The 25,380-nt window shown below is 55.1% G+C and carries 26 protein-coding genes; 7 read left to right on the forward strand and 19 right to left on the reverse strand.

Annotated elements, in window-relative coordinates:
- Nucleotides 1-19: 19 nt before the first annotated feature.
- Entirely contained in the window at nt 20-364 is a 345-nt protein-coding gene (locus tag ACQ0PY_RS18370) for a nitrous oxide-stimulated promoter family protein (protein WP_042999580.1), read from the reverse strand.
- A gap of 203 nt (nt 365-567) precedes the next feature.
- On the opposite strand from ACQ0PY_RS18370, the gene ACQ0PY_RS18375 reads away from it, so the two are divergent.
- From ACQ0PY_RS18375 to mutS, 5 genes are all read left to right on the forward strand, one after another.
- Complete coding sequence (locus ACQ0PY_RS18375) at nt 568-1,485, forward strand: metal ABC transporter substrate-binding protein (protein ID WP_044255044.1); 918 nt, start codon at nt 568-570, stop codon at nt 1,483-1,485.
- Nucleotides 1,482-2,303, forward strand: a complete 822-nt coding sequence (gene sitB / locus ACQ0PY_RS18380; RefSeq protein ID WP_042999578.1) for an iron/manganese ABC transporter ATP-binding protein SitB — start codon at nt 1,482-1,484, stop codon at nt 2,301-2,303. The genes ACQ0PY_RS18375 and sitB overlap by 4 nt, the downstream gene beginning before the upstream one ends.
- Entirely contained in the window at nt 2,300-3,157 is an 858-nt protein-coding gene (gene sitC, locus ACQ0PY_RS18385; RefSeq protein ID WP_042999577.1) for an iron/manganese ABC transporter permease subunit SitC, read from the forward strand. The genes sitB and sitC overlap by 4 nt, the downstream gene beginning before the upstream one ends.
- The gene (gene sitD, locus ACQ0PY_RS18390; protein ID WP_042999576.1) at nt 3,148-3,996 is read left to right on the forward strand and encodes an iron/manganese ABC transporter permease subunit SitD; all 849 of its coding nucleotides are present in this window, start codon (nt 3,148-3,150) and stop codon (nt 3,994-3,996) included. Before sitC ends, sitD begins: the two co-directional genes overlap by 10 nt.
- A 147-nt stretch (nt 3,997-4,143) precedes the next feature.
- Nucleotides 4,144-6,705, forward strand: coding sequence for a DNA mismatch repair protein MutS (gene mutS / locus ACQ0PY_RS18395; RefSeq protein WP_109739423.1), 2,562 nt, complete (start codon nt 4,144-4,146; stop codon nt 6,703-6,705).
- A gap of 93 nt (nt 6,706-6,798) precedes the next feature.
- Here the strand turns inward: mutS and ACQ0PY_RS18400 are convergent, their stop codons facing one another.
- The 3 genes from ACQ0PY_RS18400 to ACQ0PY_RS18410 are packed head-to-tail and all read right to left on the reverse strand — an operon-like array spanning nt 6,799 to nt 9,066.
- Entirely contained in the window at nt 6,799-7,035 is a 237-nt protein-coding gene (locus ACQ0PY_RS18400; protein ID WP_042999548.1) for a non-oxidative hydroxyarylic acid decarboxylases subunit D, read from the reverse strand.
- Nucleotides 7,036-7,045: 10 nt separating this feature from the next.
- The gene (locus tag ACQ0PY_RS18405; protein ID WP_042999547.1) at nt 7,046-8,473 is read right to left on the reverse strand and encodes a non-oxidative hydroxyarylic acid decarboxylases subunit C; all 1,428 of its coding nucleotides are present in this window, start codon (nt 8,471-8,473) and stop codon (nt 7,046-7,048) included.
- Nucleotides 8,473-9,066, reverse strand: a complete 594-nt coding sequence (locus ACQ0PY_RS18410; protein ID WP_044255030.1) for a non-oxidative hydroxyarylic acid decarboxylases subunit B — start codon at nt 9,064-9,066, stop codon at nt 8,473-8,475. Before ACQ0PY_RS18410 ends, ACQ0PY_RS18405 begins: the two co-directional genes overlap by 1 nt.
- A 171-nt stretch (nt 9,067-9,237) precedes the next feature.
- Here ACQ0PY_RS18410 and ACQ0PY_RS18415 point away from each other — a divergent pair, with 171 nt between their 5' ends.
- A complete protein-coding gene (locus ACQ0PY_RS18415) occupies nt 9,238-9,645 on the forward strand; it encodes a MarR family winged helix-turn-helix transcriptional regulator (protein WP_042999545.1) in 408 nt (135 codons plus the stop codon).
- A 119-nt stretch (nt 9,646-9,764) separates the two neighbouring features.
- Here the strand turns inward: ACQ0PY_RS18415 and rpoS are convergent, their stop codons facing one another.
- The 12 genes from rpoS to cysD all read right to left on the reverse strand — a co-directional run bounded on the left by rpoS (nt 9,765) and on the right by cysD (nt 19,517).
- Entirely contained in the window at nt 9,765-10,757 is a 993-nt protein-coding gene (rpoS, locus tag ACQ0PY_RS18420) for an RNA polymerase sigma factor RpoS (RefSeq protein WP_000081550.1), read from the reverse strand.
- Nucleotides 10,758-10,819: 62 nt separating this feature from the next.
- Nucleotides 10,820-11,896, reverse strand: a complete 1,077-nt coding sequence (gene nlpD / locus ACQ0PY_RS18425; protein ID WP_309295136.1) for a murein hydrolase activator NlpD — start codon at nt 11,894-11,896, stop codon at nt 10,820-10,822.
- Nucleotides 11,897-12,085: 189 nt separating this feature from the next.
- Nucleotides 12,086-12,712 carry a protein-L-isoaspartate O-methyltransferase gene (pcm, locus tag ACQ0PY_RS18430; protein ID WP_042999543.1) on the reverse strand — a complete coding sequence of 209 codons (627 nt, stop codon included), beginning with the start codon at nt 12,710-12,712 and terminating at the stop codon, nt 12,086-12,088.
- Entirely contained in the window at nt 12,706-13,467 is a 762-nt protein-coding gene (gene surE, locus ACQ0PY_RS18435; protein WP_042999542.1) for a 5'/3'-nucleotidase SurE, read from the reverse strand. Before surE ends, pcm begins: the two co-directional genes overlap by 7 nt.
- Nucleotides 13,448-14,497: a tRNA pseudouridine(13) synthase TruD gene (gene truD / locus ACQ0PY_RS18440; protein WP_044268948.1), complete on the reverse strand. Its 1,050-nt coding sequence runs from the start codon at nt 14,495-14,497 to the stop codon at nt 13,448-13,450. Before truD ends, surE begins: the two co-directional genes overlap by 20 nt.
- Nucleotides 14,494-14,973, reverse strand: a complete 480-nt coding sequence (ispF, locus tag ACQ0PY_RS18445; RefSeq protein ID WP_042999540.1) for a 2-C-methyl-D-erythritol 2,4-cyclodiphosphate synthase — start codon at nt 14,971-14,973, stop codon at nt 14,494-14,496. Before ispF ends, truD begins: the two co-directional genes overlap by 4 nt.
- On the reverse strand, nt 14,973-15,683 hold the full coding sequence (gene ispD / locus ACQ0PY_RS18450; protein WP_109739425.1) for a 2-C-methyl-D-erythritol 4-phosphate cytidylyltransferase: 711 nt from the start codon (nt 15,681-15,683) through the stop codon (nt 14,973-14,975). Before ispD ends, ispF begins: the two co-directional genes overlap by 1 nt.
- An 18-nt stretch (nt 15,684-15,701) precedes the next feature.
- Nucleotides 15,702-16,013: a cell division protein FtsB gene (ftsB, locus tag ACQ0PY_RS18455; RefSeq protein ID WP_042288707.1), complete on the reverse strand. Its 312-nt coding sequence runs from the start codon at nt 16,011-16,013 to the stop codon at nt 15,702-15,704.
- Nucleotides 16,014-16,196: 183 nt separating this feature from the next.
- The gene (locus tag ACQ0PY_RS18460; RefSeq protein ID WP_042999538.1) at nt 16,197-16,520 is read right to left on the reverse strand and encodes a DUF3561 family protein; all 324 of its coding nucleotides are present in this window, start codon (nt 16,518-16,520) and stop codon (nt 16,197-16,199) included.
- Nucleotides 16,521-16,566: 46 nt separating this feature from the next.
- Nucleotides 16,567-17,172 carry an adenylyl-sulfate kinase gene (cysC, locus tag ACQ0PY_RS18465; RefSeq protein WP_109739426.1) on the reverse strand — a complete coding sequence of 202 codons (606 nt, stop codon included), beginning with the start codon at nt 17,170-17,172 and terminating at the stop codon, nt 16,567-16,569.
- Complete coding sequence (gene cysN / locus ACQ0PY_RS18470) at nt 17,172-18,599, reverse strand: sulfate adenylyltransferase subunit CysN (protein WP_042999536.1); 1,428 nt, start codon at nt 18,597-18,599, stop codon at nt 17,172-17,174. Before cysN ends, cysC begins: the two co-directional genes overlap by 1 nt.
- A gap of 9 nt (nt 18,600-18,608) precedes the next feature.
- Entirely contained in the window at nt 18,609-19,517 is a 909-nt protein-coding gene (gene cysD, locus ACQ0PY_RS18475) for a sulfate adenylyltransferase subunit CysD (RefSeq protein WP_042322572.1), read from the reverse strand.
- Between the two features lie 273 nt (nt 19,518-19,790).
- Here cysD and ACQ0PY_RS18480 point away from each other — a divergent pair, with 273 nt between their 5' ends.
- Nucleotides 19,791-20,828, forward strand: coding sequence for an aminopeptidase (locus tag ACQ0PY_RS18480; RefSeq protein WP_058587029.1), 1,038 nt, complete (start codon nt 19,791-19,793; stop codon nt 20,826-20,828).
- A gap of 66 nt (nt 20,829-20,894) precedes the next feature.
- On the opposite strand, the gene cysH is transcribed toward ACQ0PY_RS18480, so the two are convergent.
- The 3 genes from cysH to cysJ are packed head-to-tail and all read right to left on the reverse strand — an operon-like array spanning nt 20,895 to nt 25,199.
- Nucleotides 20,895-21,629 (reverse strand): phosphoadenosine phosphosulfate reductase, encoded by a 735-nt coding sequence (gene cysH, locus ACQ0PY_RS18485; protein ID WP_044255000.1) that lies wholly within the window; start codon nt 21,627-21,629, stop codon nt 20,895-20,897.
- Nucleotides 21,630-21,687: 58 nt separating this feature from the next.
- The gene (cysI, locus tag ACQ0PY_RS18490) at nt 21,688-23,400 is read right to left on the reverse strand and encodes an assimilatory sulfite reductase (NADPH) hemoprotein subunit (RefSeq protein WP_109739427.1); all 1,713 of its coding nucleotides are present in this window, start codon (nt 23,398-23,400) and stop codon (nt 21,688-21,690) included.
- On the reverse strand, nt 23,400-25,199 hold the full coding sequence (gene cysJ / locus ACQ0PY_RS18495) for an NADPH-dependent assimilatory sulfite reductase flavoprotein subunit (RefSeq protein WP_042999532.1): 1,800 nt from the start codon (nt 25,197-25,199) through the stop codon (nt 23,400-23,402). The genes cysI and cysJ overlap by 1 nt, the downstream gene beginning before the upstream one ends.
- Nucleotides 25,200-25,380 lie beyond the last annotated feature (181 nt).

The raw sequence follows: 25,380 nt of genomic DNA on the forward strand, positions 1-25,380 counted from the left end.
CGCCATCCGGCATTTCGCTTCACTTCTTACGCGAGTATTTTTCCGGCAGTTCCGGCACGGGACGTTTATCGTCGATGAGATGACGAACGGTCAGGATGGGATGACGCCAGAGCATTCTCGGCCCCGCCCAGCGCATAATCTGCTTCATCTCTTCACGCTTCGCTGGCTGATAACAGTGTACGGGACACTGTTTACAGGCCGGTTTATCCTCGCCAAAGACGCACTTATCCAGACGTTTTTGCGCATAGGCAAACAGCGCGTCGTAGTGTTCCGGCTCATCAGATGCCTGCGGACACTGGCTCTCGTACAGCGCGATCATTTTTTTAATCGTCAGTTTTTCGCGAGCAATGCGCTTGCCGGACATGATGCGCCCTCCACTACATTAAGGTGTATTTATTCTACAACTTAAATTCTCGCAACACTATCACCCAAAGGTGACACTCCCCCACCACACCTCAAATAAGAATTATTTTCATTTAACACTATCTTTATACATGCCTTGTGCTATATAACATAGCAAAGGCTATATTCGATGAATAATTAACCACTTTTTTTATGAGGGATACTATGTCGCACCTCTCCCGTCTGACCTCGTCTCTGCTGGCGGCTGTACTGGCCATCTGCATGCTGTCACCGGCTTATGCCAAAGAGAAGCTCAATGTCGTTACCACCTTCACGATCATTGCGGACATGGCGCAAAACGTGGCGGGTGAGGCGGCCAATGTCAGTTCGATCACCAAACCCGGCGCGGAAATTCATGAGTATCAACCCACTCCGGGCGACATTAAGCGAGCGCAGGGGGCGCAATTGATCCTCTCTAACGGTCTGAATCTGGAGCTGTGGTTTGCCCGCTTCTACCAGAATTTGTCGGGTGTGCCGGAAGTGACGGTGTCTGACGGGGTGAAACCCATGGGCATCAGCGAAGGACCGTATAACGGGAAACCCAACCCTCACGCCTGGATGTCGGCGGAAAACGCGATGATCTACGTCGACAATATTCGCGACGCGCTGACGAAATACGATCCGGATAGCGCCGCGATTTACCAGAAAAATGCCGAACGTTATAAAGCGCAAATTCACCAGACGCTGGCCCCTCTCCATGCCGCGCTGGCAAAAATCCCTGCCGATAAACGCTGGCTGGTCACCAGCGAAGGAGCGTTCTCTTATCTTGCCCGCGATAACGATCTGCAAGAGCTTTATCTCTGGCCGATCAACGCCGATCAGCAGGGAACGCCCAAACAGGTACGTAAAGTGATCGATGCGATCAGAGCGCATCAGATCCCCACCGTATTCAGCGAAAGCACCGTATCAGATAAACCGGCCCGTCAGGTCGCGCGGGAATCCGGCGCACATTACGGCGGCGTGCTGTATGTCGATTCCCTGAGCGCCGCCGATGGCCCCGTTCCCACCTATCTCGATCTGCTACGCGTCACCACCGAGACCATCGTCAGTGGTATCAATGACGGTTTGAGGAGTCAGAAATGAGTCAATCTGCGATTACCGTGAATCAGGTGACGGTGACGTATCGCAATGGTCATACCGCACTACGCGATGCCACCTTTCAGGTACCGGGCGGTTCGATTGCCGCGCTGGTAGGAGTCAACGGGTCGGGAAAATCAACGTTGTTCAAAGCACTGATGGGTTTTGTCCGCCTGGCCGACGGCGACATTTCCATCCTGCAACAGCCGGTGAATCACGCGCTGAAGCAGAATCTGATTGCCTACGTCCCACAGTCCGAAGAGGTTGACTGGTCATTTCCGGTGCTGGTGGAAGACGTCGTGATGATGGGCCGCTACGGACATATGGGCTGGCTACGTCGTCCGAAGGCTCAGGATCATGCCAGTGTTGACGCTGCGCTGGCGCGGGTGGATATGCTGGAATACCGCCACCGGCAGATTGGCGAGCTTTCTGGCGGGCAGAAAAAACGCGTCTTCCTCGCCAGGGCCATTGCCCAGGACGGTCAGGTCATTCTGCTGGATGAGCCTTTCACCGGCGTCGATGTCAAAACCGAAGCGCGCATTATTGCGCTGCTACGCGAGTTGCGCGATGAGGGGCGCACGATGCTGGTCTCCACCCACAATCTCGGGTCAGTCACCGAATTCTGTGATTATACGGTGATGATCAAAGGCACCGTGCTGGCGAGCGGCCCGACCGAAACCACTTTTACCGCCGACAACCTTGAACTGGCGTTCAGCGGCGTCCTGCGTCACGTCGCGCTCAGCGGCGGCGAAGAACACATCATTACCGACGACGAACGCCCGTTTATCTCCCGACGAGCGGCAGGCTGCGGAGAGTCATCATGAACTGGCTGACAGAACCCTTTGGTTATCAGTACATGCTCAACGCGATGTGGGTATCAGCGATGGTTGGCGGACTGTGCGCCTTTCTCTCCTGCTATTTAATGCTTAAAGGCTGGTCGTTGATTGGCGATGCGCTGTCGCACTCCATCGTGCCAGGCGTTGCCGGTGCCTACATGCTCGGCTTGCCCTTCTCGCTCGGCGCCTTTCTCTCCGGTGGCCTGGCAGCAGGCAGTATGCTTTTTCTGAACCAGCGCTCACGGCTTAAAGAAGATGCCATTATTGGCCTGATCTTCTCGTCATTCTTTGGCATCGGGCTGTTTATGGTGTCGCTCAACCCGATGTCGGTGAATATTCAGACCATCATTCTCGGCAACGTACTGGCCATCGCGCCGGAAGACATTGTGCAACTGGCGATTATCGGCACGGTTTCCCTGCTCATCCTGCTGCTGAAGTGGAAGGATCTGATGGTCACTTTTTTCGATGAAAACCACGCCCGCTCCATTGGCCTGCACCCGGCCCGTCTGAAGCTGCTGTTTTTCACTCTGTTATCGGTGTCCACCGTCGCCGCGCTGCAAACCGTGGGGGCATTTCTGGTGATCTGCCTGGTCGTGACGCCCGGTGCCACCGCCTGGCTGCTGACTGACCGCTTTCCACGCCTTCTTATGATCGCCGTTGCGATCGGCAGTGTGACCAGTTTTTTCGGCGCCTGGCTCAGCTACTGGCTGGACGGGGCGACCGGCGGGATCATTGTGGTGCTACAAACCGTATTATTCCTGCTGGCGTTCGTTTTTGCCCCCAAACACGGCCTGCTGGCGAACCGCCGTCGCGCACGACGTAAGGAGTCATCATGTTTCTGAGCACCCTGCTGGAACCTTTTCAGTTCGACTTTATGGTCAACGCGCTGGCCGTCTCCGCTCTTGTGGCGATTCCCTGTGCGTTACTGTCGGTATTTCTGGTGCTCAAAGGCTGGGCGCTCATGGGCGATGCCATGAGTCATGCGGTTTTTCCGGGAATTGTGCTGGCTTATATCGTCGGTATTCCACTGGCTATCGGCGCGTTTATTGCGGGCCTATTCTGCGCAGTCGCGACCGGATATCTTGACGACAACAGCCGCATCAAACGCGACACCATCATGGGGATCGTCTTCTCCGGGATGTTTGGCGCCGGACTGGTGCTCTATGTCTCTATCCAGTCAGAGGTTCACCTCGATCATATTCTGTTCGGCGACATGCTAGGGATTTCGCTGAGCGATATTGGGCAAACGGCCTTCATTGTACTGGGTATCGCCCTGATCATTGCATTCAAGTGGAAAGATTTGCTGCTGCACGCCTTCGATCCGCATCAGGCGAAAGCCTGCGGCCTTAACACGACTTTGCTGCATTACGGACTGCTGTGCATGATTGCGCTGACCATTGTGGCGACGCTGAAATCGGTGGGGATCATTTTGTCAATCTCCCTGCTGATCGCCCCAGGCGCGATTGCCATTTTACTCACCCGCCGGTTTGCTCATGCGCTGTTGCTGGCAACGGGTCTGTCGGTGGTTACCTCATTTTTAGGTGTGTATCTGTCATTCTTCCTCGACAGCGCACCCGCTCCCACGATCGTCGTGCTGTTCACCATTCTCTTTATCGCGGCGTTTGTTTTTGCCGCATTACGCGACCGACATTCGGAATTGCGACAACAACAATCGGTGTAAAATTCTGAAACGGAAGAAGGATCGAGAAGTCGGCGATCCTGACTTTCCCTGAAATGCGTATCTCCGCTATCATGTGTCCCTTATGTGATAACAACGAAAACTAAAAGTATCGCAACCCATTTACATTCAGGGACTGGACACAACTCCATGAGTACAATCGATAATCTCGACGCCCACACCCCCATGATGCAGCAGTATCTCAAGCTGAAGGCCCAACACCCGGAGATTCTGCTTTTCTATCGCATGGGCGACTTTTACGAACTCTTTTACGACGATGCAAAACGGGCGTCGCAGTTGCTCGACATTTCGCTGACGAAGCGCGGTGCGTCTGCGGGCGAGCCCATCCCGATGGCGGGTATTCCCCATCATGCGGTCGAAAACTACCTCGCCAAACTGGTCAATCAGGGTGAATCCGTCGCCATTTGCGAGCAAATTGGCGACCCGGCCACCAGTAAAGGGCCGGTTGAGCGCAAAGTCGTGCGTATTGTCACGCCGGGCACCATCAGTGATGAAGCCCTGCTACAGGAGCGCCAGGACAATTTGCTCGCCGCCATCTGGCAGGACAGTAAAGGCTATGGTTATGCCACGCTGGACATCAGCTCCGGGCGTTTTCGTCTGAGCGAACCCGCCGATCGCGAAACAATGGCCGCCGAACTGCAACGGACCAACCCGGCGGAACTGCTGTACGCCGAAGATTTCGCGGAGATGGCTCTGATTGAAGGTCGTCGAGGATTACGTCGTCGCCCGCTGTGGGAATTTGAAATTGATACTGCACGTCAGCAGTTGAATTTGCAGTTTGGTACCCGCGATCTGATTGGCTTTGGCGTTGAAAACGCGCCGCGCGGACTTTGCGCCGCTGGCTGCCTGTTGCAGTACGTCAAGGATACCCAACGCACTTCCCTGCCGCATATTCGCTCTATCACCATGGAGCGGCAGCAGGACAGCATCATCATGGATGCCGCGACGCGCCGCAATCTGGAGATCACCCAGAATCTGGCTGGGGGCATGGAGAACACGCTGGCCGCCGTGCTCGACTGCACCGTGACGCCGATGGGCAGCCGTATGCTCAAACGCTGGCTGCATATGCCGGTACGTGATACGAAAATCCTGACAGAACGTCAGCAAACCATTGGTTCATTACAGGATGCAACCAGCGAACTGCAGCCCGTGCTTCGCCAGGTGGGCGATCTGGAACGTATTCTTGCGCGTCTGGCACTGCGTACCGCGCGTCCGCGCGATCTCGCGCGCATGCGCCACGCTTTCCAGCAACTGCCGGAACTGCGTGCGCAACTGGAATCGGTGGACAGCCCCCCTGTACAAATGCTGCGCGAGAAAATGGGCGAATTCGCCGAACTGCGGGAACTGCTGGAACGTGCGGTCGTTGACGCTCCCCCGGTTCTCGTTCGTGATGGTGGTGTTATTGCGCCGGGCTACAACGAAGAGCTTGATGAGTGGCGCGCCCTGGCAGACGGTGCGACCGACTATCTCGACAGGCTGGAAATCCGTGAGCGCGAGCGTACCGGGCTGGACACGCTGAAAGTCGGCTTTAACGCGGTGCACGGTTATTACATCCAGATTAGCCGTGGGCAGAGCCACCTCGCACCAATCAACTACGTCCGTCGCCAGACGCTGAAAAACGCCGAGCGCTACATCATTCCGGAACTCAAAGAGTACGAAGATAAGGTTCTGACTTCCAAGGGCAAAGCGCTGGCGCTGGAAAAACAGCTCTATGACGAACTGTTCGACCTGCTGCTACCGCATCTGGCGGATCTACAACAGAGCGCCAGTGCACTGGCGGAACTCGATGTACTGGTGAATCTGGCCGAACGCGCGTACACGCTGAACTACACCTGCCCAACCTTCAGCGATAAACCGGGTATTCGTATTACCGAGGGACGCCATCCGGTGGTGGAACAGGTCCTGAATGAGCCGTTTATCGCCAACCCGCTCGACCTCTCACCACAGCGCAGAATGCTGATCATTACCGGACCAAACATGGGCGGTAAAAGTACCTACATGCGCCAGACCGCGCTGATTGCCCTGCTGGCCTATATTGGCAGCTACGTACCGGCGCAGAAGGTGGAAATTGGTCCTGTCGATCGTATCTTTACCCGTGTAGGCGCGGCGGACGATCTGGCCTCCGGGCGCTCCACCTTCATGGTAGAGATGACCGAAACGGCCAACATTCTGCACAACGCCACTGAGAACAGCCTGGTGCTAATGGATGAGATTGGCCGCGGGACATCCACGTACGATGGCCTGTCGCTGGCGTGGGCATGTGCGGAAAATCTGGCGAATAAGATCAAAGCGCTGACGCTGTTCGCGACGCACTACTTCGAGCTGACACAGTTGCCGGAAAAAATGGAAGGCGTTGCCAACGTCCATCTCGACGCGTTAGAGCACGGCGATACCATTGCCTTTATGCATAGCGTGCAGGACGGTGCGGCCAGTAAGAGCTACGGCCTGGCGGTCGCAGCGCTGGCGGGCGTTCCGAAAGAGGTGATCAAACGTGCGCGACAGAAACTGCGCGAACTGGAGAGCATTTCACCCAACGCGGCGGCAACACAGGTGGATGGCACCCAGATGTCGCTGCTGTCCGTTCCCGAAGAGACCTCTCCTGCCGTTGAAGCACTGGAAAATCTCGACCCGGATTCGCTAACGCCCCGTCAGGCGCTGGAGTGGATCTATCGGCTGAAGAGTCTGGTGTAAGAAAAAGGCCCGATGCCGCTTTGCGTATCGGGCCACATATTAACGGTACTTTTCCCAGGTCGGATAAGGCCTCAGCCGCCATCCGGCACTCCGTCAGCGCTTATCTTCTGTCAGCAGCGGCGGAATAGTGGGTACCATTGGCGCCTCATCGATATCTTTCTGCGTCATACGAAACGCCTGCGGGTAGTGTTCGCGGCTGGTACGACGTAGCGGCTCAGTATCACGCCAGGTGTACAGGCAATGTTGGCACTGATACACCGTCCAGACGCCTTTCACTGGCGAGGTCGCCATCACTTCAATATGTTCATCAGCACAACGTGGGCAAATCATCTGAGGCTCCTTATTTACGGTTGGCCAGCATGGCAGTCAGCTTTTCAGCCCAGGCTTTGGTTTCCGGGAGATCGCACACCGGCTGGCTATAGTGACCACGGTTATCCGGCGCAACGGGCGTGGTGGCGTCGATAATCAGCTTATCGGTGATCCCCGCCGGACTTGAGCCCGGATCAAGTTCCAGTACTGACATATTCGGTAGCTGAACCAGATCCCCCGCCGGGTTGACTTTCGACGACAGCGCCCACATCACCTGCGGCAGGTTGAACGGATCGACATCTTCATCCACCATGATCACCATCTTCACGTAACCCAGCCCGTGTGGCGTGGTCATCGCGCGCAGTCCCACCGCTCGCGCAAAACCGCCGTAGCGTTTTTTGGTCGAGATAATCGCCAGCAGGCCGTGGGTATACATGGCGTTAACCGCCTGCACTTCCGGGAACTCCGCTTTTAGTTGCTGATACAACGGAACGCAGGTGGCCGGCCCCATCAAATAGTCGATTTCTGTCCACGGCATACCGAGATAAAGGGATTCAAAAATCGGTTTACTGCGATACGACACCTTATCAATACGCACAACCGTCATATTGCGACCACCGGAATAGTGGCCGGTAAACTCGCCAAACGGGCCTTCAATTTCACGTTTGCGGCTTTCAATCACCCCTTCCAGGATCACCTCCGATCCCCACGGCACATCAAACCCGGTCAACGGCGCAGTAGCGATGGGATACGGGCTTTCGCGCAGCGCCCCTGCCATTTCATATTCGGACTGATCGTACTTCAGCGGTGTCGCCCCCATCAGCGTGATGATCGGATCGTTACCCAGGGTGATGGCGATCGGCAGATCCTCGCCGCGCTCTTCCGCCTTATGCAGATGCAGCGCTATATCATGCATCGGTACCGGTTGTAGGCCCAGCTTACGCTTGCCCTTCACTTCCATCCGGTAGATACCGACGTTCTGCTTGCCGAAGTTGTCCGGGTCGAGCGGATCGCGGGAGACTACGCAGGCTTTATCCAGGTAAAATCCGCCATCGCCGTCGTTCAGGCGAAACAGCGGCAGAATATCGAACAGGTTAATCGCTTCGCCATCGACACTGTTTTCCGCCCATGCCGGATTCGCGCGGCGTTCCGGGGTGACCGGGAACTTATCCCAGCGACGAATAAACTCATCTATCTGCTTTTTCACTGGCGTATTCGGCGGTAAGCCCAATGAAATGGCATGATTTTGCCAGGAGCCGATGGTATTCATCGCCACACGCGCGTCGGTAAAACCACGAATATTATCGAACCATAGCGCCGGTGCGCCGTCGCCAATACGGCCAGTGGCGTTGGCAGCCGCGGCCAGATCCGGCTCCGCGTTCACCTCTTCACTGATTTTCAGCAATTGTCCCTGGTCGTCGAGCGCCTGCAAAAAGCTGCGCAAATCATCAAATGCCATTATTCATTCTCCTGTGAAAAATTCTGTGCCTGCGCTAATCCCTGCCAGCGACGCGCATGCGGGTGCTCCAGCGCAAACTGGTCCAGTACGCGGGCCACGATGTGTTGCGTAATATCATCAACGGATTGTGGATGGTTATAGAACGCAGGCATGGGCGGCACCATCGCCACGCCCATGCGTGAAAGCGCGAGCATGTTTTCGAGATGCACCGTACTGAGCGGCATTTCACGCGGCACCAGCACCAACTTGCGCCCTTCTTTCAGCACCACGTCGGCAGCGCGTCCCACCAGACCGTCGGCGTAACCTGCGCGTATTCCAGCCAGGGTTTTCATGCTGCAAGGAATAACGATCATGCCGTCGGTACGAAACGAACCTGACGAGATGGTCGCCGCCTGATCCGCCGGGCTGTGGCAAAAATCGGCCAGTCCGGCAACATCGCGCGCACGGTATGGCGTTTCCAGTTCAATGGTGGTTTTGGCCCATTTCGACATCACCAGATGCGTTTCCACATCCGGCATCTTCCGCAGCGCCTGCAACAGTGCTACACCCAGCGGCGCTCCCGTTGCCCCGGTCATCCCCACAATCAGTCTCATTCATCATCCCACAGGTTGTTCGTATACGAACGTTTAATATAAATTACCCCTTTAAAACAGCAACGACAATAGCGCCCGTTTTTTCCCGCACGTATTGCTTAAGATTTCCTCGTTAAAAAACGCGGTGTTACCCGTTATGATAGGAGACATGATTTTTAGCCTGGAGTTTTCATGGAGTTACGGAATAAAGCGTTTCACCTGTTACGCCAGCTGTTCCAACAACATACGGCGCGTTGGCAGCATGCGTTGCCGGATCTGACTAAACCACAGTACGCGGTGATGCGTGCCATTGCGGAACGTCCCGGCATTGAACAGGTTAATCTGATGGAGGCCGCCGTCAGTACCAAAGCGACGCTGGCAGAAATGCTAAGCCGAATGGAAAAACGTGGGCTGGTGAGGCGTGAAAACGATCCGCTGGATAAACGTCGCCGCTTCGTTTATCTGACCCCTGAAGGAGAAGCCTTGCTGAAGGTAAGCATGCCGTTGGGAAATCGGGTGGATGAGGAGTTTCTGGGACGGTTGAATGACGAAGAACGCGCGCAATTCGCCCTGCTAATCAAGAAAATGATGCCTGATTAACAAACCTGAGTAAGCATGAAAATGCTCCCGTCTGCCTTCACCCGCAAAAACACAGCGTAGTCAGCCAGAAAGAAGAAGGCCAGCCTCAAAGAGGCTGGCCTTTCTTGTTAGAACGGTGCTTACTCGCGGAAGAGCGCTTCGATATTCAGCCCTTGAGTCTGCAGAATTTCACGCAGACGGCGAAGGCCTTCAACCTGAATCTGACGAACACGTTCACGAGTCAGACCGATTTCGCGGCCCACATCTTCCAGTGTTGCAGCTTCATAACCCAGCAGACCGAAACGACGTGCCAGCACTTCACGCTGTTTGGCGTTCAGTTCGAACAGCCATTTGACGATGCTCTGTTTCATATCATCATCTTGCGTGGTGTCTTCCGGACCGTTCTCTTTCTCATCGGCCAGGATATCCAGCAACGCTTTTTCGGAATCGCCACCCAACGGGGTGTCTACCGAGGTAATGCGCTCGTTTAGACGAAGCATACGGCTAACGTCATCAACCGGTTTATCCAGCTGTTCTGCAATTTCTTCCGCGCTCGGTTCGTGGTCCAGTTTATGGGACAACTCACGCGCGGTACGCAGATAAACGTTCAGCTCTTTAACGATGTGGATCGGCAGTCGAATGGTACGGGTTTGGTTCATGATAGCCCGTTCAATCGTCTGGCGAATCCACCAGGTTGCGTATGTGGAGAAGCGGAACCCACGTTCCGGGTCAAACTTCTCAACGGCACGGATAAGCCCCAGATTGCCCTCTTCAATCAGATCCAGCAACGCCAGACCACGATTGCCATAACGGCGGGCAATTTTCACCACCAGACGCAGGTTACTTTCAATCATCCGACGGCGTGAGGCGACATCTCCACGCAGTGCGCGACGCGCAAAATACACTTCTTCTTCGGCCGTTAACAGTGGCGAATAACCAATCTCACCAAGGTAAAGCTGAGTCGCGTCCAACACACGCTGTGTGGCCCCCTGCGATAACAGCTCTTCTTCAGCCAAATCGTTATCACTGGGTTCCTCTTCAACTAAGGCTTTTTCGTCAAAAACCTCAACTCCGTTCTCATCAAACTCCGCGTCTTCATTTAAATCATGAACTTTCAGCGTATTCTGACTCATAAGGTGGCACCTACCCGTGATCCCTTGACGGAACTAGCAAGTGTCAGCCTGGTTCCGTCGCTTTATCGCTGCGGTAAATAACGCAGCGGGTTTACGGATTTCCCCTTGTAACGAATTTCAAAATGCAAACGTGTAGAACTGGTTCCGGTGCTACCCATCGTCGCTATTTTTTGTCCTGCCTTCACTTCTTGTTGTTCCCGGACCAGCATTGTATCGTTATGAGCGTAGGCACTCAGGTAATCATCGTTGTGTTTGATGATAATAAGATTACCGTAACCGCGCAGTGCGTTACCGGCATAGACCACGCGCCCATCGGCGGTCGCGATAATAGCCTGTCCCTTACTGCCTGCAATGTCGATCCCTTTATTGCCCCCCTCGGAAGCCCCAAAGTTCTCGATCACTTTGCCGTCAGTCGGCCAGCGCCATGTGGAGATTGGCGAACTGGTAGACGAACTGCTTGCTGTCGATTCGGTTGCGCTAACTGCTGGAGCCGTTACAGGTGCTGTGACCACAGTCCCAGCAGGCTTGTTGTTCGGCAACATTTTGTTAGCACTTTGTTCACCTGAATCCTCAGAATACGTAATTGTCGGTTTCGACGCAACAGCGATGGCGGAATTTTGTGCAGGTCTGGTCACAACTCCTTGCTCTGCCGCGTCGGCCTGAGTTATCGCATTACCGCCGGTAATTGGCGCACCCGATGCGTTACCCACCTGCAGCGTTTGTCCGACATTCAGAGCATACGGGGCCTGAACGTTGTTGCGTTGCGCCAGGTCACGAAAATCGTTCCCGGTGATCCAGGCGATATAAAAAAGCGTATCGCCTTTTTTAACGGTGTACGTACTGCCACCGCTGTAGCTACCTTTCGGAATATTCCCATACTGGCGATTGTAGACAATACGTCCGTTTTCCATCTGCACGGGTTGCTCGGCGACGGGCTGAACATGCGTCGGTTGTGTCGTCGGACGTTGCACCGGTTGAATTTGCGGTGTCTGCGGAGCGGACGTCGTCGTCCCCATCTTCGGCGGCGGCGTAATCAGCATGCCAGAACTGGTATTCGTCGGAGCATTACCATTGACGGAACTTACCGGCGCAGGTGGATTCGATGAATTTGAACAACCCGCCAGCCATAGCGAAACCAGTGACAGTGCCGCAATGCGGCTAACGGTGAATTTTGGGCTTCCCGCGCTCATTTATCCCCCAGGAAAAATTGGTTAACAACCAGTGACGTATAATCGTGCAGACAGCAAATGGGCACTGGAAAATGTGACCACGATACGCTGACCAGTTCCAAAAACTCCAGGAAAATTCCAGGTATTCGGAACCGCTTTTTACGCGAGTTCCCCTTTAACTAAGGGAACAAAACGTACCGCCTCCACGGTGTCGATAATAAATTCGCCGCCCCGACGACGCACCCGTTTCAGAAACTGATGCTCGTCACCCACGGGCAAGACGAGAATGCCACCTTCATCCAGTTGCGTCATCAACGCGGTCGGGATTTCCGGCGGTGCTGCCGTCACAATAATAGCGTCAAATGGCGCGCGTGCCTGCCAGCCTTGCCAACCATCACCGTGACGAGTTGAAACATTGTGTAAATCGAGTTGTTTCAGACGGCGACGCGCCTGCCATTGCAAACTTTTAATACGTTCGACGGAACAAACCTGCTGTACCAGGTGCGCCAGTATCGCCGTCTGATACCCGGAACCCGTGCCAATTTCCAGCACACGCGACTGCGGCGTCAGTTCGAGGAGTTCGGTCATTCGCGCCACCATGTACGGCTGCGAAATCGTCTGCCCCTGACCTATCGGCAACGCGATATTGTCCCAGGCTTTATGTTCAAACGCTTCATCAATAAATTTCTCACGCGGCACCGCGGCCAGGGCATTAAGCACCTGCTCATCGCGAATCCCCTGTGCGCGCAGTTGATCAAGAAGCGTTTGTACGCGTCTGCTTACCATTGCGTGCCAACTCCCACGCTCTCTAACCAGTCGGAAACCACATCATGCGCGCTGTGCGCGGTTAAATCTACATGCAACGGCGTAATGGACACGTAACCGTCGTCCACTGCCGCAAAATCGGTATCAGGCCCGGCGTCGCATTTGTCGCCCGGTGGGCCAATCCAGTACAGCGTGTTGCCGCGCGGATCTTCCTGTGGGATCACTTTGTCTGCGGGATGACGACTGCCGCAACGCGTCACGCGAATGCCTTTGATCTGCTCCAACGGTAAATCGGGCACGTTGATATTGAGGATCCGCCCGGTACGCAGCGGTTCACGCCGCAGGGCGCGTAAGATCCGACAGGTGATGGCCGCTGCGGTCTCATAATGCTGGTGCCCGTCTAACGACACGGCAAGCGCCGGAAAGCCAAGATGTCGCCCTTCCATTGCCGCCGCGACGGTGCCGGAATAGATAACGTCATCCCCCAGGTTGGGGCCGGCATTAATTCCCGAGACCACGATGTCCGGACGCGGGCGCATGAGTGCATTGACACCCAAGTATACGCAGTCAGTGGGTGTGCCCATCTGCACGGCGATATCGCCGTTCTCGAAAGTAAACGTCCGGAGAGAGGATTCAAGCGTCAGCGAATTTGACGCACCACTGCGGTTCCGATCCGGGGCGACGACCTGTACATCAGCAAACTCCCGCAGGGCTTTCGCCAGCGTTTGTATACCGGGCGCGTGGACCCCATCATCGTTACTCAGCAATATGCGCATAATCACCCATTGTGTTGATCAGTTCCCTCACAACGCTGGTGGCGAAGCTCCCCGCCGGCAGCCAAAAACGTAACTCGACGGTGACATCATCCCACCAGTTCCAGCTTAATTGCTGCGGATAGAGCAGCATCGCTCTTCGCGACGCCTCAACTTTTTCACGCAGCAGCAGCGACTGCAACGCGGTCTCCTCGGCAATCGCGGACTGTTCGAACGCCAGCGCATCCCGTTGGGTTCCCCACTCGCCGCTGCCGGGAAGCGAAGCCGTCACCATCAGTTCTTTTTCATCGACACGATGCTGTAATTCCGCCCGTTCTTCTTGCGTGGCGACAAACCAGCTTCCGCGTCCCGCTAATTGTAGCGCATCGCCGTCAACAACTTGATTAAAGTCTGTTTTTTTCAGACGCTCGCTGACAATTTGATTAAACAACGCACTGCGGGCCGCCGACAACCAAAAACTGCGTTTATTGCGATCCCTGACCGGTGCATCGCTTTGCGCCCAGCGCAGCGCACCTTGCAGATTGCTGCCGCCGATACCAAAACGCTGAGCGCCGAAATAGTTCGGTACGCCGCCAGCGTTTATCGCTTGCAGACGGGATTCCACTTCATCACGATGACTGATTTCCCGTAGCACCAGCGTGAACGCATTGCCTTTCAGCGCGCCTAAACGTAGCTTGCGTTTGTGACGCGCATATTCCAGCACCTTGCAACCTTCAAGCTGGAAAGCGCTCAGGTCGGGCATCTCTTTGCCTGGTACGCGCGCGCACAGCCACTGTTCGGTGACCGCATGCTTATCCTTTTGCCCGGCAAAACTCACTTCACGGGCATGAATTTTCAGAAACTTCGCCAGCGCGTCAGCCACAAAACGGGTGTTGCAGCCGTTTTTAAGAATACGCACCAGAATGTGTTCACCTTCGCCATCGGGTTCGAAACCTAAATCTTCGACCACCACAAAATCTTCCGGACTGGCTTTCAGCAGACCGAAGCCTTGCGGCTTACCGTGAAGATACGTGAGATTTTCAAACTCTGTCATTTCGCGGCCTTAATGAGTAACGCCACCGCTTCGCAGGCAATCCCTTCCCCACGCCCGGTAAAACCGAGTTTTTCCGTGGTGGTGGCCTTCACGTTCACATCATCCATGTGACAACCGAGGTCTTCAGCAATAAACACACGCATTTGCGGGATGTGCGGCAGCATCTTCGGCGCCTGAGCAATAATGGTCACATCGACGTTGCCCAGGGTGTAACCTTTTGCCTGGATCCGACGCCAGGCTTCACGCAACAGCTCACGGCTGTCTGCGCCTTTAAACGCCGGATCGGTATCCGGAAACAGCTTGCCAATGTCACCCAGTGCCGCCGCGCCAAGCAGCGCGTCGGTGAGCGCATGCAGCGCAACATCGCCATCAGAATGCGCCAGCAGCCCCTTTTCATAGGGAATACGCACACCACCAACGATAATGGGGCCTTCCCCGCCAAAGGCGTGTACGTCAAAACCGTGTCCGATTCGCATTATGCTTTCTCCTGGTGAATTATTTGGGTCAGGTAAAATTCAGCCAGCGCTAAATCTTCCGGACGGGTTACTTTGATATTATCAGCCCGTCCTTCAACAAGCTGTGGATGGAAGCCGCAATATTCCAGCGCCGAGGCTTCATCGGTGATCGTCGCCCCTTCATTCAGTGCGCGTGTCAGGCAGTCATGCAGCAGCTCGCGAGGGAAAAATTGCGGCGTCAGCGCGTGCCATAAATCGTTACGTTCGACCGTATGGGCGATGGCGGTTTTGCCCGGCTCTGCGCGTTTCATCGTGTCGCGCACCGGTACGGCAAGGATCCCGCCAGTGCGACTGGTTTCGCTAAGCGCCAGCAGACGTGCTAAATCATTCTGATGTAAGCAGGGACGCGCCGCATCATGCACCAGCACCCATTCGGCGTCTCCGGCGGCCTGCAATCCGGCCAGCACAGAGTCTGCACGTTCATTTCCCCCGTCCACGACGGTAATTTGCGGATGCTGCGCCAGAGGGAGCTGGGCAAAGCGGCTGTCGCCAGGGCTTATCGCGATGATCACGCGGGTCACCCGGGGATGCGCCAGCAGCGCAAAGACCGAGTGTTCGAGAATGGTTTTATTGCCAATCGAGAGATATTGCTTCGGACATTCCGTTTGCATACGGCGGCCAAATCCGGCCGCCGGCACCACGGCGCAAACATCCAATAAAGTGGCTGCCATGTGATTTCCTGGGCTGGTTTAACGAGTATTTTGCCCCGCAGTTTGCGCGCGTTTAGACGCGTCGGGCACCAGGCGATAAAACGTTTCGCCCGGCTTAGTCATGCTGAGTTCGTTGCGTGCACGCTCCTCGATAGCCTCCTGACCGCCATTGAGATCGTCAATTTCGGCAAACAGCTGATCGTTACGTGCTTTAAGTTTGGCGTTCGTCGCCTGCTGCGCCGCCACGTCATCATTGACGCGACTGTAATCATGTATGCCGTTCTTACCGAACCACAGTGAATACTGTAGCCAGACCAGTAAAGCCAGCAACAGCAGCGTTAGTTTACCCATCCTGCCCCCTGAAAAACGGCATCATCCTCCCATACTTCCGCAAACGACACGACGTTTGCAGACGGGAAAGCCGCAACAACGCGGGCAAATGTACCACAATTGCCCTTTATAACGTATACCCAGAACCCTGAGAACATCATCTCATTGTTAGTTACGGTTTGAATTATGGACAGCCGTCGCGCTTTAGCCCAGCAACCACATAAACAGTGCGCCGAACATTGCGCAAACGGTCAGCAGCGTTGCGACAATGCTGTAGCGCAATTTGCCGTTGAGCAGGGAATGCAGCGCGATACCCACAACCACCGCAACGGGCATCAACGCCAGGAAGAAAGGCCAGGTGTAGATAAAGAAAAACAACGTGTTAGGGCCATACACCAGAAAGGGGATCCCCAACGCCAGCAGCCATGACGCGAAGCCCACCACCGCGCCCGGCAGCGACCAGGTGGTTTCGTCATCTGTAGCAAACGCGTCTGTCGTTGTGAGTGTGATGTTCTGGCTATTGCGCATAGTGAATCCTGTAACCTTGACTGACCGTACACAGCGGTCAGGTGTCTCAGGATCTGATAATATCGCTCTGTCTGAGCAGGTCTAATAATTGGGCGACCAAATTTGTTACTAATTGTTCGCCATTGAGATGAACCTCTGGCGATTCAGGCGCTTCGTAAACGGAATCAATTCCGGTGAAGTTGCGCAATTCGCCAGCCCGCGCTTTTTTGTATAATCCTTTTGGATCGCGGACTTCACAGATTTCCAGTGGCGTATCCACGAACACTTCAATAAAGCGCCCCTCGCCAACGCGTTTGCGCACCATTTGCCGCTCTGCACGGTGCGGAGAAATAAACGCCGTCAGTACCACCAATCCCGCATCCACCATCAGGTTTGCGACTTCGCCCACGCGACGGATGTTCTCTTTCCGGTCGGCATCACTGAACCCCAGATCGCTACACAGGCCGTGGCGAACGTTATCGCCATCCAGCAAATAGGTACTGACGCCCAGTTGATGCAGCGCCTCTTCCAGCGCCCCGGCGACGGTCGACTTACCGGACCCGGAAAGCCCGGTAAACCACAGCACAACACCACGATGACCGTGGTGTTGCTCACGCTGTTGCGGCGTGACGGGATGAGCATGCCAGACGACGTTTTCGTCATGCAGCGCCATTATTTTCCTCCCAGCAGATCGCGAGCACCCCAGTGCGGGAAGTGACGACGTACCAGCGCATTCAGTTCCAGCTCAAAGGCGCTGAATTCTGATGGCGTAGCGGTCTCCTGCACAATCGGTTCGCGGACCATACCGGCACCGACGGTGACATTGCTCAGACGATCGATAAAGATCAGCCCGCCGGTCACCGGGTTTTGCTGATAGGTATCCAGCACCAGCGGCTCATCAAAGGTCAGATTCACCAGGCCAATACCGTTCAGCGGCAGAGTGTCTACCTCACGCTGCGTCAGATTGTTGATATCTACCTGATACTGAACATGATCAACGCGCGCACGGGTCTTTTTACCAGCGATTTTGATTTCGTAACTCTGCCCCGGTGCCAGTGGCTGTTCCGCCATCCAGACCACGTCAACGGCGGCGCTCTGTACGGCAGGTAAACTCTCCTCCGCCGCCAGCAGCAGATCGCCGCGGCTGATATCAATCTCGTCTTTCAGGACGAGGGTAATGGCTTCTCCGGCAAAGGCTTCGTCCAGATCGCCATCAAAGGTGACGATCCGCGCCACGCTGGATTCCACACCGGACGGCAGCACCTTCACGCGCTGCCCTACCTTGACGCGCCCGGAAGCCAGCGTGCCGGAATAACCGCGGAAATCGAGATTTGGACGGTTTACGTACTGCACCGGGAAGCGCATTGGCTGACTGTCGACCACGCGCTGGATCTCAACTGTCTCCAGCACTTCAAGTAAGGTCGGGCCGCTGTACCACGGCATGCTGACGCTCTGGGAGGCGACGTTGTCACCCTCCAGCGCGGAGAGCGGGACAAAGCGGATATCCAGATTCCCCGGCAACTGTTCGGCAAAGGTCAGATAATCTTCACGAATACGCGCAAAGGTTTCTTCGCTGTAATCGACCAGATCCATTTTGTTGATCGCCACCACCAGGTGTTTGATCCCCAGCAGTGTTGAAATAAAGCTGTGACGACGGGTCTGATCCAGCACGCCTTTACGGGCGTCGATCAGCAGGATCGCCAGATCGCAGGTAGACGCGCCGGTCGCCATATTGCGGGTATATTGCTCATGCCCAGGGGTATCGGCAATGATAAATTTGCGCTTCTCAGTGGAGAAATAACGATACGCCACGTCGATGGTAATCCCCTGCTCACGCTCGGCCTGCAGCCCATCCACCAGCAACGCCAGATCCAGTTTTTCACCCTGCGTACCGTGACGTTTGCTGTCGTTATGCAACGATGAAAGCTGATCCTCATAAATCTGCCGCGTGTCGTGCAACAGGCGACCGATCAGGGTGCTTTTGCCGTCATCCACGCTACCGCAGGTTAAAAAGCGCAGCAGACTTTTATGTTGTTGGGCAACCATCCAGGCTTCGACGCCGCCTTCATTAGCGATTTGTTGGGCAAGTGTGGTGTTCATGGCGGCTCCTTAGAAATACCCCTGACGTTTCTTCAGCTCCATAGAGCCCGCCTGGTCGCGGTCAATCACGCGGCCCTGACGTTCACTGGTGGTCGAGACCAGCATCTCTTCAATAATTTCCGGCAGCGTTTGTGCGTTTGACTCGACGGCGCCGGTCAGCGGCCAGCAGCCGAGAGTACGGAAACGCACCATCCGTTTTTTGATCATTTCGCCAGGCTGCAGGTCGATGCGATCGTCATCAATCATCATCAACATGCCGTCGCGCTCCAGCACCGGGCGCTCCGCCGCCAGATACAGCGGGACGATCTCGATGTTTTCCAGCCAGATGTACTGCCAGATATCCTGTTCCGTCCAGTTGGACAGGGGGAAGACGCGGATACTTTCGCCTTTGTTAATCTGCCCGTTGTAGTTGTGCCACAGTTCAGGACGCTGGTTTTTCGGGTCCCAGCGATGAAAGCGGTCGCGGAAGGAGTAAATGCGCTCTTTCGCCCGCGATTTTTCTTCATCGCGGCGCGCACCGCCAAAGGCGGCATCAAAACCGTATTTGTTCAGCGCCTGCTTCAACCCTTCGGTTTTCATAATGTCAGTGTGTTTGGCGCTGCCGTGGACAAAGGGATTGATACCCATCGCCACACCTTCCGGATTTTTATGTACCAGCAGCTCGCAGCCGTACGCTTTGGCAGTACGATCGCGGAATTCATACATCTCGCGGAACTTCCAGCCGGTATCGACATGCAGCAACGGGAACGGCAGCGATCCCGGGTAGAACGCCTTACGGGCAAGATGCAGCATGACGCTGGAATCTTTACCGATGGAGTACAGCATAACCGGGTTCGAAAATTCTGCTGCCACCTCGCGAATGATGTGGATGCTTTCGGCCTCCAGCTGTCGCAGGTGGGTGAGTCGTTTTTGGTCCATAACCGTTCCTTTACAATACCGCGAATGTCGAGCGCGTCAGATAACCCGACTATAGGGAGCGCAAGAGAACGAATGAAATTACGAATTGGAATGAGTAGTTCCTCAAAGGAATAACGATCTGGCAAAGCAAATATCAAAAAGTGCTTAACCCACCGGAATTCGGGCATTTAAGAGCAAATGAAATTGTTTTAGCGAAGTCACCGTTTCATACTAGATGGGTTAAAATTTTTGCTTTGTATTCAGGGCTCCCCCGCTGGCTATTAAGGATTCACTATGTTTTCCGCAACGCGCCGTCTTTCCGCCCTCCTGGCGCTCGGCGTATGCTTTATTGTCCCCGCTCAGGCGTCATCGCCAAAACCGGGCGAATTTGCAACAATGCAGACCCGTCATATTGCGACCGTTTTCCCGGGAAGGATGACCGGCTCGCCGGCAGAAATGTTATCTGCCGACTATTTACGCCAGCAGTTTGAGCAGATGGGCTATCGCAGTGATATCCGCACGTTCAACAGTCGCTATATTTATACCGCCAAAAATAACCGCAAAAACTGGCATAACGTCACCGGCAGTACCGTTATTGCCGCCCACGAAGGCAAAGCCCCGCAGCAGATTATTATCATGGCGCACCTGGATACCTACGCGCCGCAAAGTGATGCCGACACTGACGCGAATCTTGGCGGGCTCACTCTGCAAGGGGTGGATGACAACGCCGCTGGTCTGGGCGTTATGCTCGAACTGGCAGAACGCCTGAAAGATGTGCCGACGGAATACGGTATTCGCTTTATTGCCACCAGCGGCGAGGAAGAGGGAAAACTGGGGGCTGAAAACCTGCTGAAGCGCATGAGCGCGGCGGAGAAGAAAAACACGCTGCTGGTGATTAATCTCGATAACCTGATCGTCGGCGACAAACTGTATTTTAATAGCGGGCAGAGCACGCCGGAAGCGGTGCGTAAATTAACCCGCGACCGGGCATTAGCGATTGCGCGTCATCATGGCATTACCGCCACCACTAATCCAGGCCTGAATAAGGACTATCCCAAAGGCACCGGTTGCTGCAATGACGCAGAGGTTTTCGATAAAGCGGGAATTTCGGTGCTATCCGTTGAGGCAACGAACTGGAATCTTGGCAAGAAAGATGGTTACCAACAGCGCGCCAAAACCGCCTCTTTCCCTGCAGGAAATAGCTGGCACGATGTACGTCTGGATAATCAACAACACATTGATAAAGCCCTGCCCGGACGCATTGAACATCGCAACCGCGACGTAATGCGCATTATGCTGCCGCTCGTAAAAGAATTAGCAAAAGCGAGCTAATCATAAGGCCGGATAAGGCAATGCCCTTATCCGGCCATACTGTCGGACCGCTGAAGGGGGGTTGTTTCACCCTTCGTGCAGCCCGCACTCGCGCTTCAGGCCAAAGAAGCGGGTCTCTTCTTCTGCCATGCCGGGTTCCCATTTCCGCGTGGTGTGCGTATCGCCGACGGAAAGATAGCCCTGATCCCACAGCGGATGGTATTTCAGCCCATGCTTTTGCAGGTATTGATAAACCGTTCGGTTATCCCAGTCGATAATCGGCAGCACTTTAAAGACCCCACGCTGGATAGCCAGCACGGGCAGATGCGCACGGCTGCCGGACTGTTCGCGCCGCAGTCCCGCAAACCAGGTTTGCGCGTTCAGTTCCTGCAACGCCCGGTTCATCGGTTCGACTTTGTTGATCTCATTGTATTTCTCAATGCCTTCAACGCCCTGCTCCCACAGCTTACCGTAGCGCGCTTCCTGCCAGGCGGGGCTTTCATTCGCCCGGTAGACCTTCAGGTTCAACCTGAGTTTGTCCGTTAACTCATCAATAAACTGGTAAGTTTCCGGGAACAGATAGCCGGTATCGGTCAGGATCACCGGGATATCCGGGCGGATCTGATTGACCAAATGCAGGCTGACTGCCGCCTGAATCCCAAAGCTTGATGAGAGGACGTATTCGCCAGGCAAATTCTCCAGCGCCCACGCCACACGCCCCTCAGCATCACGTTTTTCCAGTTGGCTGTTGGTTTCAGCCAGCGCCATCACACGCTCTACCTTCGGCAATGCATTAAGCGCGTTTAGATCGAGTACGGACATAAGAACCTCGTTTGCCTGTTTTGCCGGGTGGCACTGCGTTTGCCCGGCAAAGGATGGGTTATTCCCAGAAATCCCGTGCGGGATCGAGCACCGGGCGAATAATGCCCGCACGCACCGTAAAGTCGCCGAAGCCTTCACCCGCTTCGCGCTCTTTCGCCCAGCGCCCAATCAGTTCGTCCAGCGAGTCGAGAATTTCTGGTTCGGTGATATTCTCTTTAAACATCCGCGGGATACGCGTGCCGATTCGGTTACCGCCGAGATGCAGGTTATAGCGGCCAGGCGCTTTCCCGACCAGACCGACTTCCGCCAGCATCGCGCGACCGCAGCCGTTCGGGCAGCCTGTTACACGCATAACGATGTGTTCATCGCTCACGTTATGCTTCGCCATCAGGCCATCAATCTTGTCGATAAACGTCGGCAGGAAACGTTCGGCCTCCGCCATCGCCAGCGGACAGGTCGGGAACGACACGCAGGCCATGGAGTTTTCACGCTGTGGCGTCACGGTGTTCATAAGACCGCTCTCTTGCGCGATCTTCTCTATCTTCGCTTTCTGGCTTTCCGGTACGCCAGCGATGATCAGATTCTGGTTCGCAGTAATACGGAACTCGCCTTTATGGATTTTCGAAATCTCCAGCAGGCCCGTTTTCAGCGGACGTCCCGGATAATCGAGAATACGGCCATTTTCGATAAACAGCGTCAGATGCCATTTATTGTCGATGCCTTTCACCCAGCCAATCCGATCGCCGCGCCCGGTGAATTCATACGGACGAATCGGCTCAAATTTAATGCCTGCACGACGTTCCACTTCCGCTTTGAACGTCTCAACCCCTACGCGTTCCAGCGTGTATTTGGTTTTCGCATTTTTACGATCGGTACGGTTTCCCCAGTCGCGCTGGGTGGTGACCACCGCCTCCGCCACGGCCAGCGTGTGCTCGAGCGGCAGATAGCCAAATTCGCTGGCCGTACGGGCATAGGTTTTCTTGTTACCGTGCTCGATAGAAAGACCGCCGCCCACCAGCAGGTTAAAGCCAATCAGCTTGCCGTTTTCAGCAATCGCCACGAAGTTCATGTCGTTGGCGTGCAGGTCGATATCGTTCTGCGGCGGGATCACGACCGTGGTTTTAAACTTACGCGGCAGATAAGTCTGACCGAGGATCGGCTCCTCGTCCGTGGTCGCGACTTTTTCCTGATCGAGCCAAATCTCCGCATAAGCGCGCGTGCGCGGCAGCAGGTGCTCGGAGATCTTCTTTGCCCACTCGTAGGCTTCGGCATGCAGCTCGGACTCATACGGGTTCGAGGTGCACAGCACGTTACGGTTCATATCATTGGCTGTCGCCAGCGCGTCCAGCCCCACGGAGTGCAGCATCTGGTGCACCGGCTTCACGTTCTTCTTCAGAATCCCGTGAAATTGAAACGTCTGACGGTTGGTCAGGCGAATGCTGCCGTAAATCGTGTTCTCGGCGGCAAATTTATCAATCGCCTGCCACTGTTTGGTGGTGATAACGCCCCCCGGCAGACGGCAGCGAAGTAACATCGCGTGACGCGGCTCCAGCTTCTGCTCGGCACGCTCGGCGCGGATATCGCGGTCATCCTGCTGGTACATTCCGTGAAAACGGATCAGCAGGAAGTTGTCACCTTTGAAACCGCCGGTGAGACCGTCTTTTAAATCTTCAGCAATAGTGCCGCGCAGATAGTTGCTTTCCAGCTTCATACGCTCGGCGTCGGTCAGTTTACCTTCGACCACCAGGGGCCCTGGATGTTTTTCGCTCATTAGTAGACATCTCGCTGATAACGGCGCTCAACGCGCAGCTCACTTAAAAATTCATCCGCTGATTCCGCGTCCATCGCGCCGAATTCAGCAATCACGTCCAGCAATGCCTGCTCAACGTCCTTCGCCATGCGATTGGCGTCGCCGCAGACATAAACGTGGGCACCGTCATTGATCCAGCGCCACAGTTCTGCGCCCTGTTCGCGCAGTTTGTCTTGTACGTAGACTTTTTCTTTTTGGTCTCGTGACCAGGCCAGATCGATACGGCTCAGTACGCCTTCTTTGACGTAACGCTGCCATTCCACCTGGTAGAGGAAATCTTCGGTAAAGTGCGGGTTGCCAAAGAACAGCCAGTTCTTGCCTGATGCTCCCTCGGCAGCGCGCTGCTGCATGAAAGCGCGGAACGGCGCGATGCCTGTCCCCGGACCAATCATGATCACCGGGGTTTCAGGATTCGTCGGCAGACGGAAGTTATCGTTATGTTCGATGAACACACGCACTTCGCCCTCTTCTTCGACGCGATCGGCGAGGAAGCTGGATGCGCCACCGGCACGCGCGCGGCCTTCCACTTCATAACGCACCGCCCCCACGGTGATGTGCACTTCGCTCTCCACTTCGGCCTGTGAAGACGCAATGGAGTACAGACGCGGTGTTAACGGACGCAACAGATCGACTAACGCTTGTGCATCCAGTTGTGCGGGCGAGAAGCGCAGCATATCGACAACAGGCGTCGTGGTGGCGTAATGCTGCAACTGTGCCTTATCACCGACCAGCGGCAACAACGATTCACTGCGCGTTAAGGTGGCATAGTTTTCAACGATATTGGCGGTATTTACGGTCAGTTCAACATGCCACTGTAGCGCTTCGGACAGCGGGAGAGATTTGCCATTGACCGTAACGGGCTCATCGCCTTTCAGCCAGACCAGTTCTACGATTTCTTTCACCAGCGCCGGATCGTTTTGATACCAGACACCCAGCGCATCGCCAGGCTGGTAGCGCAGACCCGAATCACCGAGATCGATTTCAATATGGCGAACATCTTTCTCTGAATCGCGTCCGGTGATTTTTTGATTTACGGACAACGTGGCGCTCAGCGGCGCTTCTTTGGTATACGGGCTGGTGTGGATCTCATTTACCGCTCCGCTGGCAACCGCCTGAGCCGGTGTCGCAAACGGCGCTCGTGATTTCAACACCTCAACCACACGAGCACGCCATTCGGCGGCGGCGGCCTGGTATTCCACATCGGCGTCAACGCGATCCAACAAACGCTCACCGCCGAGTTCCGCCAGCTTGCTGTCAAAATCTTTGCCCGACTGGCAGAAAAATTCATATGACGTGTCACCCAGACCAAAAATGGCAAAGGCGGTGTTTTCGAGCTTGGGCGCTTTTTTAGAGAACAGGAACTTATGCAGCGCGACCGCTTCTTCCGGGGGTTCACCCTCTCCCTGCGTAGACGTGACGATAACCAGCAACTTTTCATTGGCGATTTGTTTGAATTTGTAGTCGCCTGCGTTAACCAGCGTGACGCTGAGTTTTGCTGCCAACAGATCATCACGCAGCGCTTCCGCCACACGACGCGCATTGCCCGTTTGTGATGCAGAGATTAGCGTGATGCCCGGCATTTCCGCCACGGGAGCGGGTGTTGCAACGGCTGCGCCAGGTTGCTGATTCAGCGTACCCCAGAAATAGCCAGAAACCCATGCAAGCTGCGTGGGCGTAAGATCGGTGGTGGCCGCCTGGAGGCGTGCCAGCTGCTCCGGGTTCAGCGGAAGCAAAGCGGAAGGTGGGGCCTGTGTCGTCATGCGTCGTTATGTTCCAGTAAGCAAAGCGGATTTAAGCAATAAAACCCAAACTGAAGATAAGGGTAACGGCGGTGATAGTAACAATTAAAGAAGGGATGGAAATAACAAATAACCAAATGAACTAACCTGTTTTAGCTATAGTTATTAACGACAAAAACGATTAAATAACCACATGATATAT

The sequence above is a fragment of the Citrobacter sp. LST-B2 genome (assembly GCF_057983045.1).